The sequence below is a fragment of the Thermoanaerobacter ethanolicus JW 200 genome (assembly GCF_003722315.1).
GTDB classification, from domain to species: domain Bacteria; phylum Bacillota; class Thermoanaerobacteria; order Thermoanaerobacterales; family Thermoanaerobacteraceae; genus Thermoanaerobacter; species Thermoanaerobacter ethanolicus.
In genome coordinates this window covers 1,078,179-1,091,469 of the sequence record NZ_CP033580.1, presented here as the reverse complement: position 1 = coordinate 1,091,469, position 13,291 = coordinate 1,078,179, and the positions used below count along the sequence as shown (strand labels likewise).

The following is a 13,291-nucleotide window of genomic DNA, read 5'->3' as shown; positions in this document are numbered from 1 at the left end:
GCCATAAAACTTATTCTATAGGTCCCCACTTTATTGTAATTGCATCCCATACATAACCTATCCCTGCACTTACCCATACTACTACATCACCATCTTTTATTTTTCCTTCTTCTAGTGCAAGTTGTGTTGAAAGTATCTGGTCAATCTGACCCATATGCCCATAGTTTTCTAAGTAAATCGATTTGTCAGGAGATAAGCCTAGTTCATTTAAAATAAATTCATGAGCAGACCTTTTCATGTGAAGTATCGCAAGATAGCCAATATCGGAAGGTGTATATCCGCTTTTCCTTAGAGATTCTTTAATCACACCTAAAAAATTAGGCATCGATTTTTCTTCAAGACCTTTTTTCATATGTTCCATATTCAAAACATCTAATTTATATAGTCCTTTATCAATCATTTCATGGCTTACAGGATATTTTGTCCCTCCACCGACAACAGCAACATCTTCAGAAAAGGAACCATCTGTTATAATTGATGCCTCAAGTACAATGTTCCTATTATAATTTTTCTTAAGGAGAATTGCTCCTCCTCCTGCAGCAAGGTCATACATGAAGGATACGCGCGGATTCTTATAATCAATAAAGTCAACGTTTCTGTATCCACCAGCAATCATAACGGTATTAATATTATCATCTGCAACCATCATATCTTTCGCTATCTTCAAAGCTGCAACTGCTGTACCGCACCTTAACGCCATATCAAAAGCCCACGCATTTTCTGCTCCTATTTCGTATTGTAATTTGATACCAGATGTCCAAAGTAGATATTCTTTGTGTTCTTCGCCTATATATATAATGAGGTCTATTTCTTTTGGATCAACACCAGTTCTTCTCAAACAATCTTTCGCCGCTTGTATTCCCATATGACAAGTATGGTCTTCCGGACCCGGTATAGGCTTTCTTATAATCCCAAATTTGGTTTTTATAATTTCTTCAGGTATACCTGTTTCTTTTGCTATATCTTCAGCTGTCATATATGTCTCAGGAATGTAAAGTCCTGTTCCAACAATTCCTACGTTAATATCCTTTCTTTCCATTTTTCATCTCCTCCTATAGGTTTTGTTAAAAACTCTACAATTTTTTGATTCACTTCCTCTGCTTTTTCTATAAAAAACATGTGTCCTGCATTATCAAAAAATTCAACTTCTGAGTCCTCAATTTTTGAATGCAATAAAAGAGCATTTTCATAAGGTACGATTTTATCGTCTTTACCTGCCATTATTAAAGTAGGAGATTTAATCAAATGAACTCTTGATTCTTCATCAAATGCTAATCCAGCGTAAAATTGTCTTTTGTAAGCGTAAAATGGTTGCGGCTTTTCAAATTTCCATTTCACAATCTGTTCAAATTCATCTTTATGAGTAGAAAGATATTCATCGCTAAAATTTAAAGACATAGCAATTCGCAAATTTTCAAGTGCATTACCTGCACCTGTTCCATTTAACATAATGCTAAGAGTGGACAGTGGTATTGGCACGATATTTGGTCCTCCATAATGAGTAGAACATAGTATCAACCTATCAACAAGAGCAGGGTATTCCAAAGCAAGTTCTTGTGCTATATAACCACCCATAGAAACCCCAAGTATGTGAACTTTTTTAAACCCAAGTTCTGTTACCAGAGCCGCTGTATCATCGGCGAACAACTTAATAGAATATTCCATATCAGGTTTATCAGAATCACCAACACCCCTCAAGTCAAAAACAATAACCTTAAAATACTTTTTTAACTCATATATCTGTTTAAACCACATCCATTTCGAACAACCAAGGCCTTCTATTAGTACAAGAGGTTGACCATTTCCGTGTATTTCATAGTATAATTCAATATTATTAACTCTGACTTTTGCCATTTGGTAGCCTCCTATCATGAGGTTTTTAGAAAGGGCTTTTTAAAAAGCCCTTTCTAAAATATTAAAAAGTATCACTTAGGTTCAATGTAATCGGTAATTATCTCATAAGTATATTCATTTTCGTTTTTGTATATAGCCTTCATAAAGTACATTGCCCTTTGTGGACTATGGTCTGTCTCTGTATAGGTAAGTTTATACGCAAGTCCATCGTTCCAATCTCTAAATGTCTCCATGGCTTTTATAAAACCGTCCCATGTAAGATTATCACCGGCCCTTTTTAATCCCTCAACAAAGGTTTGAGCTGCAATCCAACCCGCTACATGATATCCTGAAGGTGTTTCATTCGGGAAATATTTTGCCATTGTATCGTAGAACAACTTAACTTTAGGCTCGTCTTTTGTCTTCTCATATATCGGATATGCCCAACCTGCAACTATTGCACCATTCCATGCATCCTTTGCAAGTTTAAACATTGTAAGGTCAGAAACCACATAGGAGGCAAGAAATTGCGGCTTATACCCAATTTCTTTTGCCTTGACAGCAATACCTGCAAGAGGTTTCGCGGTACCAAGAAGTATTACAACATCTCCATTAGCTTCTTTTGCCTTTAATACCGGTGTGCTAAAATCTACATCAGTTGTGTTAAAAGGAACAGCAGCTTTCAAAAGGTCAGATTTCCCCAGCTTTTCGAGTTGTTCTTTTATAGCATTTAGGCCTTCTGTACCTTGTTCATCGTTTTGATAAATTATTACAATGTTTTTCGCATTTAAATTATCAACCGCATATTGTGCTAGCACATGTCCTTCTGTAGTATAATTAGGCTGTGCAGGAAAATAATTTTTCTTGAAGGGAATTGCAAACTTGCTTGACCCTGAGCCCTGGTATACATCAGGAATTCCTTTTTGAACGATATAATCCATTGATGCAAGCAATCCTGGAGTCCCAAGCGTACCTACAAGAGCAAATACTTTATCTTGTTCAACTAATTCCTGAGTTTTTTGTACTGTTACAGCAGGGTTAAATTGATCATCTTTGTATATAAGTTCTATTTTCCTGCCATTTACTCCTCCCTGGTCGTTAATGTAATTAAAATAAGCTTGCATACCATGGAGCATTGGTGTGCCAATTACTGCTACTGGTCCTGTCAACGCCAGTGTTGTACCTACTTTTACTGTTGTATCTGTCACTCCTTGAGCCAGTTCTTTTTTTGTTTGTTCTTTTTGTGAAGCCGGGGTACTTGGCTGTTCATTATTTTTGTTTCCACAACCTGTTAAAATAATCCCTAATGTAAATATTAAAGCAAATGCTATTACAAACAATTTTTTAAAAAACTTTTTCCCCATAATTATCCTCCTCTTATTATTTTTAATTTACATTCGACCCTGGGCTTTTACCTCCAAGATAAGTTGCTTTCACCTCCTCATTATTTTTTAAATCTTCTGCTTTTCCTTCCATTACTACTAATCCAGTTTGCAAAATATAAGCATAATTAGCTATTGCTAATGCCTGTCTGGCATTTTGCTCCACTAAAAGTACTGTTACCCCTTCTTGATTAATTTCTTTAATAATTTCAAATATTTCCTTAACTACACGTGGTGCAAGTCCTAATGAAGGTTCATCAAGCATTAACAATTTTGGCTTTGCCATCAATGCCCTTGCTATTGCGAGCATTTGTTGCTCTCCACCACTTAAAGTACCAGCAATTTGATTTTGTCTTTCTCTAAGCCGTGGAAAATAATGATAAATCCTATCAAGGTCTTTTGAAATATTATTTTTGTCCTTTCTGGTATAAGCACCTATTTTTAAATTTTCTAAAACGGATAAACCAGGGAAAATTTCTCTTCCTTCAGGAGATTGTACAATACCCTTAGATACAATTAATTCGGGAGGTTTGCCATCTATTCTTTCTCCCATAAACTCTATTTTCCCACGGTCAGGTTTTAAAAGCCCTGATATAGTTCTAAGTATTGTGGTTTTTCCTGCACCATTAGCACCTAAAATCGCAACAATATCTCCTTCTTTTATTTCAATTGTTATGCCTTTTAGCACTTTAACATATCCGTAGGAAGATTCTATATCAATAAGGCTAAGCAATCTCTTCACCCCCCAGATATGCTTCGATGACAGCAGGATCAGATTTTACTTTTTCTGGTGTACCTTCGCATATTTTTTTGCCAAAATTCATTACACAAATATTCTCACATATATTCATGACAAGAGACATGTCATGTTCTACTAAAAGTATTGTAATACCAAGCTCATCTCGCAATTTTAATATTAATTCAGCTAATTCATCTGTTTCACTGTGATTCATACCTGCAGCAGGTTCATCTAACATGATTAGTCGTGGTTGAGATACAAGTGCTCTTCCTATTTCTACTAGCTTTTGTATTCCATAAGGTTGTGCCGATGCATATTCATGTGCTTTGTCTTCTATATTGAGAATTTTAAGTATTTCCATAGCTTCCTCCCTAATTCTTCTCTCTTCTTTTCTTACAGAAGAGAGCATAAAAGCAGCGGATAATATGTTCTCTCTTGTAAATACAACTTGACCAACAAGCAAATTTTCTAATACAGTCATATGCTTAAAGAGTTCTACATTTTGAAAAGTTCTAGATATCCCTGCTCTTATTATTTCATGAGGTTTAAGCTTTGTAATTTCCTTACCCTCAAAAATAATTCTGCCGGAGGTAGGATTGTAAAACCTTGATACGCAATTAAAAACAGTTGTTTTCCCAGCACCATTAGGACCTATAAGCCCATAGATTTCACCCTTTTTAACGCTAAAACTGAGAGAATCAACAGCTTTCAAACCTCCAAATTCCATAGTTAAATTGTCAACTATTAAATGTTCCATGCATTATCCCTCACTTCTCTATCTTAACTACGATTTTTTCTTGGTGCTTCGCAAATAATCTCTCAAATTTATCTTTTAGTCTAGCTCCCGCATATGCTATACCGTTTGGATAAAAGATTACGACGGCTATTATAATTGCACCTGTAATAATTTGCGATAAACTTTTTATGGGTAAATTGGAGGTAATCTGTGGAATCCACGTCATAATTATTGCCCCAATTATGGACCCACTTATTGTTCCTATCCCGCCTATAACAATCATTGCAAGAAAATTAAGAGACATCCCTATGCTGAATGCATAATCATAAGGAGTCATAAAACCAAGCAGGTGAGCATAAAGGCTTCCTGCAATTCCTGTATAAAATGCGCTTAATCCAAAAGCTAATGTTTTATAATACGAAACATTTATTCCCATTGCCTTTGCAGCAATTTCACTGTCTCTCATAGCCATTAGGCTTCTGCCCACTTTTGTCCTTATAATATTCCAAGTCAATATTACAAGAACAATAGTTAAAATTAAGATAATATAGTAATAACTTAGATACGAATTAAACTTAAAACCAAATAATTCAGGTTTCAATGGTTTTATACCTGAAAAACCACCAGTAAAACTTGTCCATATAGCAAAAATTTGTGTTACAGCTACACCAAATCCAAGAGTAGCTATCGCTAAATAATTCCCTTCCAACTTCAGTGCAGGAATTCCTAAAAGAATCCCCACAATACCTGTTATTAAACCTGATAATATAAGTGCTATAAAAAATGGCACATGAAGTGTAAGTGTTAAATATGCTGAAGTATAAGCACCAACAGCCAAAAAAGCACCATGTCCCAAGGATATCTGTCCTGCATAACCCATTAGAAGATTAAGGCCTATTGCGACAATTGCATATATAAGCGACAAATCTAAAAGATACTGAAGGCTACCCGGTAAATTTAATATAGGTGGAATTAATGTAGCAATTAAAATTAGAACTATCCATGAGATGTATTTTTTTGCATTCATTTTTACACCTTCTTTCCCACTTTTTGGCCAACAAGTCCCGTAGGCTTAATCCATAGCATTATAACTATAAGAGCAAACGCAAATGTCGAACTCAGTTGCGCAGAAATATAGCCACTTGCAATGTTTTCTAACACTCCAAGTATTAACCCTCCTACTACAGGCCCCACAAAAGTTGTAAATCCTCCTAAAACTGCAGCAGTAAATGCCTTTAGCAACACAGAAGACATCATATTTACATCAAGAAATGTAGTTGGGGCTATGAACATACCTGCAATTGCACCAAGTATAGAACTTACAACCCAAGTAATAGAATAAACATGATTAACAGCAATACCCATTAACCTTGCAATAGTTGGATTTTCTGATGTAGCCCTTATAGCAATTCCAGCAAGAGCATATTTCAACATATAAAACAAAATTCCCATTATAAATACTGTAATAACTAATGTCAAAAGATTTGACTTTGATATCACTGCACCAAAAATTTTTAATTCCCCCCCGACAATTGCTGGAAAACTATGAGTCTCAAAACCAAATGCCCATCCTGCTATACCATTTACAATCATCATAAGACCTAATGTCACAATTAAAAGACTTAAAACTGGAGCATTTTGTATAGGTCTTATGAAAAATCTTTCTACGATAAATCCTAAAACTGACGCAAACAAAAGTGCCAATATAAAAGCTTCCCAATAAGACATACCATAGGATGTCATAGTTGTATATGCAATAAAAGTAGAAAACATCGCCATTTCGCCCTGTGCGAAATTTACTACATCAGAAGTTTTGTATATCAATACGAGACCTAATGCTGCTAATGCATATAATCCACCTGTAGCAAAACCGCTTATTAATTGTTGCAATAACATGTACTAACCTCCCATTCCAATAATTTCTGCTTACTCCTTTGGTGCAAGTACTGTCGCCATACCCTCCAGTACAACTTCGTTATTTTGATTTGTACATATTGTTTTTAATTTAACTCGATTTTTTTCAGGGATGATTTCTACTACTTCTACCTCAGCTTTGATTGTATCGCCAATCCTTACAGGTTTTGTAAACTTCAATTCTTGACCAAGATAAATAGTTCCCGGTCCTGGTAACTTAGTACCCAAAACAGCAGAAATTAACCCCGCTGTCAACATTCCGTGAGCTATCCTTCCCTTAAACATCGTTTTTTCAGATGCTACCTGATTAATATGGGCAGGATTAAAATCACCTGTAATCCCAGCATATAAATATACATCTGTTTCTGTAATTGTTTTCTCAAAATAGTCTTTGTCACCAATTTTTAATTCATTAATCGTTTTCCCCATAATGCTACTCCTTTCAGTTGTTTTTCTCTAAATAGTAAAAGCAAAAAAAGTGCCAACTATTAATTTTGCTTAAAAATTTTTAGAAAATAAGCAGTCAAATGTGGATTTTTTAAATGTCCACCCTTTAAATTAAAAGTTCTCTTGTTGCTTTTAAAGACATTACAAAATACAATTTTTTATTGATAAATGTCTCACAATAATACAAAAAAACGCAAGAGATATGTCTCCTGCGTTTTCAAAATTTGTAGCTTTTCGCTACACAGTATCATTTTACTTCATTATCTTCGAGAATATTAAACTTTTTTAGCTTCCGATAAAGTCTTGACCTTGGTATTTTTAATATTTCTGCTGCTTGTGATTTATTATAGTTACACTCTTTTAAAGTCTCAAGGATTATCTTCTCTTCAAATTCTTCAAGCATTTGCTGAAGTCCCGACCCATTCTTCCTTATGGGTATCTCTTTGTTTAGAATATAAAGAGGAATGTCTGTTTTCCTAATTGTATCACCTTCCGAATTGACAACCATTCGCTCAACTGCATTTCTAAGTTCCCTTATGTTGCCTGGCCAATCATATTTCTCCAAAATATCATACACTTCCTTAGAAACTTTTTTGTATATTCCAGAATTCTGAGCCAAAAGGTACAAAAAATGATCTATCAAAAGTGGAATATCTCCTTTTCTTTCACGCAATGGTGGAACATTAAGCATTAATACATTTATTCTGTAAAACAAATCACTCCTAAATTTGCCTTCTTTAATAAGTTTTGTAAGGTCTTTGTTTGTCGCTGATATTACGCGTACATCAACTCTAATAGGTTCTTTGCCACCTACTCTTTCGATTTCTCCTTCTTGAAGCACTCTTAAAAGTTTTGCTTGCATTGTATACGGCATATCACCTATTTCATCTAAAAAGATAGTACCATGATTTGCAAGCTCGAACTTACCTATTTTACCGCCTTTTTGAGCTCCTGTAAAAGCGCCTTCTTCATAACCAAATAGCTCTGATTCCATTAACTGCTCTGGTATAGCAGCACAATTTACAGTTACAAAGGGATAATCTCTTCTGCTACTTGAATTGTGGATTGCCTGAGCAAAAAGTTCTTTCCCTACCCCACTTTCTCCATATATAAGAATATTGGAATCCATACTAGCCATTTTTATAGCTTTTTTCTTACACTCAATTATTGCATCACTTTTTCCAACAATATTCTCCCATGAATACCTGGCACCACGAATTTTTCTTAATGTTTTTTTATAGTGATTAAGTTCAGTCTCTAAAAGCCTGTTTTTTTCTATGAGTTTTCTAAGTTCATTTAAATCCTCAAACAAAATCATTCCAAAACCGCCAATAACCTCGTCGCCATCTTTTATCGCAATTCTATGCACAATAGCTTCTTTTCCATTGGCAAACTTATGTCTATAGGCAATCTCGTTCTGGCCTGTTTTCAAAACAAGAGGAAATCGCGAGTTTCGATCAACGTCCAATACGTATCTGTTAATAACTTTTTCTTTTTCCAAGCCTAAAAAATCTAAAAACGTTTTATTCATCATTCTTATATTACCTTCTGCATCAAGTATATCAAAAGCAATTGGCAGTTTGTCAAAAACACTTTCAAATAAAAATTCCATTTTTTCACTAAACAAAAATGACTTGCCAACATTCTTACCCATCTTTTCTCTCCCCTTAATATTAAAAAGAAGGGATGTATCATTTTAGGACATCCTTTGATATTTATTATATTTGTAATCGTTATTAAAAGTCAATAACCCCCGGCATAAACCGAGGGCCATTATTTTCTCTATTTACTTTACATTTCTATAATCATTGATATGCCCATACCACCGCCTATGCAAAGTGTCGCAAGCCCAAGATGGGAACCTCTCTTCTTCATTTCATAAAGCAGTGTCACTAAAATCCTAGCTCCGCTTGCACCAATAGGATGGCCTAAAGCTATTGCACCACCGTTGACATTTACTTTATTCATGTTAAATTTAAGTTCTTTTGCAACTGCTAACGCTTGGGCTGCAAAAGCTTCATTAGCTTCTATGAGGTCAATGTCTTCAATTTTTAATCCTGCTTTATCAAGAGCCTTCCTTGTAGAATAAATAGGACCTAATCCCATAACACTTGGGTCAACCCCTGCATAAGCGTAAGACTTAATTGTAGCAAGGGGAGTAATTCCTAACTCTTTTGCTTTGTCTTTTGACATAACAACCACAGCAGCTGCTCCATCGTTTATGCCAGATGCATTTCCTGCTGTAACTGTTCCATTCGGTTTAAAAGCAGGTTTTAATTTAGAAAGAGCCTCTAATGTTGTACCAGGTCTATAATGTTCATCTGTTTTAAATTCTATGGGATCGCCTTTTTTCTGAGGAATTAAAACAGGTACAATTTCATCGTTAAACCTTCCTGATGTAATCGCAGCTTCTGCAAGCTTTTGGCTTCTTAGCGCAAATTCGTCTTGCTCTTCCCTTGTAATTCCATATCTTTCAGCAACATTTTCAGCTGTTATACCCATAAGATATTGATTAAACACATCGGTTAAACCGTCGTATACCATAGAATCCACTATTTTACCATCGTTCATTCTATAGCCAAATCGAGCTTCATTTAAAAGATATGGCGCTCTTGACATATTTTCCATTCCACCAGCAACAACTATTTCTGCATCTCCTGTCATAATAGCCTGTGCTGCCATTGTCACAGTTCTAAGTCCTGAGCCACACACCATATTTATCGTCGCAGCGGTTGCTTCAACAGGTATACCTGCTTTCACTGCCGACTGCCTTGCGGGATTTTGTCCTAATCCTGCTTGCAAAACATTTCCCATAAGTACCTCATCCACTTGTTCAGGAGCAATGTTTGCCCTTTTTAAAGCTTCTTTTATGACAATTGCTCCTAAGTCTACAACCGGAATGCTGGCCAAACTACCTCCAAATTTTCCTATCGCAGTTCTCGCACCACTTACAATTACTGCTTCTCTCATACAAATCAATCCTCCTTACAGCTTTAACTTTTCCTTTAACTTCTGAGCTACTATTTCAGGCACAAATTTAGAAAAACCCCCTCTAAACTGAGCAATTTCTTTTACTGCACTAGAACTGAAATAACTGTATTGCTCATTTGTCATTAAAAAAACTGTCTCAATTGAAGGATCTAATTTTTTATTAATTAAAGCCATTTGAAATTCATACTCAAAGTCAGAAACCATCCTTAAACCTCTTATTATAACACCAGCTCTTACTTTTTTTGCATAATCTACTAATAAGTCATCAAAGTAATCTATTTGGACATTAGGAATATTTTTTGTTACAGCTTTTAAAAGTTCAATTCTTTCTTCTATTGAAAATAAAGGCTTTTTGATTGGATTTAAAAGTACAGCGACAATTAATTTGTCAAATAAAAGTGCTCCTCTTTTTATAATATCTATATGGCCATATGTAACTGGATCAAAACTTCCTGGATAAATTGCTGTTTTCATATCAATTCTTTCCTTTTTAGATTATATTCGTTATTTATATTCAAAAAATCCTTTCCCTGTTTTTCTTCCCAAAAGTCCTGCTCTAACCATTTTTCTCAAAAGCGGATGGGGTCTGTATTTTGAATCATTAAATTCTGAATAAAGTGTATCCATTATTGCAAGAACTACGTCATTGCCTATAAGGTCAGAAAGAGCAAGAGGTCCTATGGGATGGTTTGCTCCTAATTTCATCGCTTCATCTATGTCAGATGCAGAAGCTACTCCATCAGCTAAAACTCCTATAGCTTCATTTATCATGGGAATTAAAATCCTGTTTACTACAAAGCCAGGAGCTTCATTGACTTCAACAGGAGTCTTACCAAGCTTTTGCGCCAGCTCTTTTACTGTATTAAAAGTCTCTTCAGAAGTCTTCATGCCTTTTATAACTTCTACTAATTTCATGACAGGCACAGGGTTAAAAAAGTGCATTCCGATAACTTTTTCAGGCCTTGCTGTGCTACTTGCTATTTCTGTTATTGAAAGAGAAGAAGTGTTTGTTGCAAGTATTGTACCTTCTTTGCATACGTTATCAAGCTCTTTAAAAATTTGTTTTTTAATCTCCATGTTTTCTATAGCTGCTTCAATAACAAAGTCAACATCTTTCGCCTCATCAATGTCAACAGTGCCTTTTATTCTTCCTAAAACTTTATTTTTTTCTTCTTCTGTAATTTTGCCTTTTTCAACACTTCTTTTGAGATTGTTTTCAATTACTCCTAAACCTCTTTCTACAAACTTGATATCTACATCTCTTATTATGACATCGAAACCATTTTCTGCAAATACCTGGGCTATTCCCGAACCCATTGTACCTGTACCGACTACAAATATTTTTTGCATTTTAAAACACCCCTTCTAAATTTATTTATAAGAGGGTCAGCTGCCAAAAGGTCAGCCGCCCTCTTTTTTATATATGCAAAATTCATGCCATCTCGTTATTTTTAATCCTCTTTATTTCCTCTATCAATGCCGGTATTACTTTAAATAAATCTCCAACTATTCCATAATCAGCTACTTTAAAAATAGGTGCATCAGGATTTTTATTTATGGCAACTATCGTTTTTGCATTTCCCATGCCTGCAATATGCTGTATCGCCCCACTTATGCCGCAAGCTACATAAAGCTTTGGCCTTACGGTTTTACCTGTCTGCCCCACTTGGTGGTCAGAGGAAATCCATCCTGCATCAACTGCAGCACGAGAAGCTCCTACCACTCCTCCTAAAGCATCAGCTAATTGCTGAATTAGCTTAAACCCTTCTGCTCCTCCTACCCCCCTTCCTCCAGAAACAATAATATCTGCCTCTTCTATATTTACTTTACTCTTCGCTTCTTTTATTATATCAAATATTTGGGTCCTTATGTCACCCTCTTTAATATTTGCCTGTATTTCTATGATTTCTCCTTTGCGCTTTTCGTCTTTTGGAGCTTTTTTCATAACTCCAGGCCTCACAGTGGCCATCTGAGGCCTTCTTTCTGGACATATTATTGTGGCAATGAGATTGCCTCCAAAAGCAGGACGTATTTGTAAAAGCAATCCATTTTCATCTATATCAAGTCCCGTGCAGTCTGCTGTAAGGCCAGTGTGCAATCGTGAAGCAATCCTTGGTGCAAGGTCTCTTCCTATATATGTGGCTCCATACAAAATCACTTCAGGCTTTATCTCATTTGCAAGGTCTGCAATGACTTTTGCATAGCCTTCTGTCGTATAGTTTTTAAGAAGGGGGTTATCTATTACATACACTACATCAGCACCATATTTGATTAATTCATCTGCCAGACCTTTTACACCATATCCAACTAACACTGCACAAGCTTTTACACCTTTTTTATCAGCAAGTTTTCTCGCTTCTCCTAATATCTCTAAAGATACATTCATTAATCTTTGCTCTCTTTGCTCGGCGAACACCCATATATCTTTGTATTCATTCATTTTTTCCAGCCTCCTTCATATAACATGCTTTTCAACTAATCTTTGGACAAGGTTTTGTACACATTCCTTTACATTGCCCGTAAAAATTTCTCCTGCCCTTTGTGTCTCTGGAGTAGTTGTGGAAATAACTTTTGTAGGAGACCCTTTAAGTCCAACTTCTTGAGGATCTATTCCTAAATCTGCAGCAGTCACAATTTTAACTTCTTTTTCTCTATACGATTCAAATATTCCCTTTATAGAAGGATACCTTGGAGTATTAAGCTCTTTAATCGCTGTTAAAAGCACGGGCATTTTGACTTTTATGACTTCATATCCGTCTTCAAGTGCTCTTTTTACGATAAGTGTATCACCTTCAATTTTTACTTCTTTAACATATGTCACTTGAGGAACATTAAGCTGTTCAGCCAATTGGGGGCCTACCTGCGCAGTATCTCCATCTATAGCTTGTCTACCACAGAATATTATGTCATAGTCAAATTTTTTAGCCATCTTTGACAAAGTTTTGGCAGTTGCATAAGTATCAGCACCCGCAAATACTCTATCAGTCAAAAGATATGCTTCATCGGCACCCATAGCCAGTGCCTCTCTTAACGCAGTTTCAGCCTGTGGAGGTCCCATTGTTATGACAATAACTTTTGCTCCATATTCTTCTTTAATTCTTATAGCTTCTTCTAAAGCATTTTTATCATCTGGATTTATTATGCTGGGAACCCCTTCTCTTATAAGGGTTTTTGTAACTGGATCTATCTTGACTTCGTTAGTGTCAGGCACTTGTTTTATAAACACAAGTATATTCATGGCAATTCCTC

At 35.6% G+C, this 13,291-nt stretch carries 14 protein-coding genes; all 14 read right to left on the bottom strand.

What is annotated here, in order from left to right; all coding sequences use genetic code 11:
• Positions 1-10 precede the first annotated feature (10 nt).
• The 14 genes from EB239_RS05380 to EB239_RS05315 all read right to left on the bottom strand — a co-directional run bounded on the left by EB239_RS05380 (position 11) and on the right by EB239_RS05315 (position 13,280).
• Positions 11-1,039, bottom strand: coding sequence for a 3-oxoacyl-ACP synthase (locus EB239_RS05380; RefSeq protein WP_003869341.1), 1,029 nt, complete (start codon positions 1,037-1,039; stop codon positions 11-13).
• On the bottom strand, positions 1,015-1,854 hold the full coding sequence (locus tag EB239_RS05375; RefSeq protein ID WP_003869340.1) for an alpha/beta fold hydrolase: 840 nt from the start codon (positions 1,852-1,854) through the stop codon (positions 1,015-1,017). The genes EB239_RS05380 and EB239_RS05375 overlap by 25 nt, the downstream gene beginning before the upstream one ends.
• Before the next feature lie 71 nt (positions 1,855-1,925).
• On the bottom strand, positions 1,926-3,197 hold the full coding sequence (locus EB239_RS05370; protein ID WP_003869339.1) for an ABC transporter substrate-binding protein: 1,272 nt from the start codon (positions 3,195-3,197) through the stop codon (positions 1,926-1,928).
• Between the two features lie 22 nt (positions 3,198-3,219).
• The gene (locus EB239_RS05365) at positions 3,220-3,948 is read right to left on the bottom strand and encodes an ABC transporter ATP-binding protein (protein ID WP_003869338.1); all 729 of its coding nucleotides are present in this window, start codon (positions 3,946-3,948) and stop codon (positions 3,220-3,222) included.
• Positions 3,941-4,711: an ABC transporter ATP-binding protein gene (locus EB239_RS05360; protein WP_003869337.1), complete on the bottom strand. Its 771-nt coding sequence runs from the start codon at positions 4,709-4,711 to the stop codon at positions 3,941-3,943. The genes EB239_RS05365 and EB239_RS05360 overlap by 8 nt, the downstream gene beginning before the upstream one ends.
• Positions 4,712-4,721: 10 nt before the next feature.
• Complete coding sequence (locus EB239_RS05355) at positions 4,722-5,717, bottom strand: branched-chain amino acid ABC transporter permease (protein ID WP_003869336.1); 996 nt, start codon at positions 5,715-5,717, stop codon at positions 4,722-4,724.
• A 2-nt stretch (positions 5,718-5,719) separates the two neighbouring features.
• A complete protein-coding gene (locus EB239_RS05350) occupies positions 5,720-6,586 on the bottom strand; it encodes a branched-chain amino acid ABC transporter permease (RefSeq protein ID WP_003869335.1) in 867 nt (288 codons plus the stop codon).
• Between the two features lie 30 nt (positions 6,587-6,616).
• Positions 6,617-7,033, bottom strand: coding sequence for a MaoC family dehydratase (locus tag EB239_RS05345; RefSeq protein ID WP_003869334.1), 417 nt, complete (start codon positions 7,031-7,033; stop codon positions 6,617-6,619).
• Positions 7,034-7,298: 265 nt separating this feature from the next.
• Positions 7,299-8,705 carry a sigma-54 interaction domain-containing protein gene (locus EB239_RS05340; protein WP_003869333.1) on the bottom strand — a complete coding sequence of 469 codons (1,407 nt, stop codon included), beginning with the start codon at positions 8,703-8,705 and terminating at the stop codon, positions 7,299-7,301.
• A 137-nt stretch (positions 8,706-8,842) separates the two neighbouring features.
• The gene (locus EB239_RS05335) at positions 8,843-10,021 is read right to left on the bottom strand and encodes an acetyl-CoA C-acetyltransferase (RefSeq protein ID WP_003869332.1); all 1,179 of its coding nucleotides are present in this window, start codon (positions 10,019-10,021) and stop codon (positions 8,843-8,845) included.
• 15 nt (positions 10,022-10,036) lie between these two features.
• Positions 10,037-10,516, bottom strand: coding sequence for a pantetheine-phosphate adenylyltransferase (gene coaD, locus EB239_RS05330; RefSeq protein WP_003869331.1), 480 nt, complete (start codon positions 10,514-10,516; stop codon positions 10,037-10,039).
• 30 nt (positions 10,517-10,546) lie between these two features.
• Positions 10,547-11,392: a 3-hydroxybutyryl-CoA dehydrogenase gene (locus EB239_RS05325; RefSeq protein WP_003869330.1), complete on the bottom strand. Its 846-nt coding sequence runs from the start codon at positions 11,390-11,392 to the stop codon at positions 10,547-10,549.
• An 82-nt stretch (positions 11,393-11,474) separates the two neighbouring features.
• Positions 11,475-12,482, bottom strand: coding sequence for an electron transfer flavoprotein subunit alpha/FixB family protein (locus EB239_RS05320; RefSeq protein WP_003869328.1), 1,008 nt, complete (start codon positions 12,480-12,482; stop codon positions 11,475-11,477).
• A gap of 15 nt (positions 12,483-12,497) precedes the next feature.
• Positions 12,498-13,280, bottom strand: coding sequence for an electron transfer flavoprotein subunit beta/FixA family protein (locus EB239_RS05315; protein WP_003869327.1), 783 nt, complete (start codon positions 13,278-13,280; stop codon positions 12,498-12,500).
• Positions 13,281-13,291 lie beyond the last annotated feature (11 nt).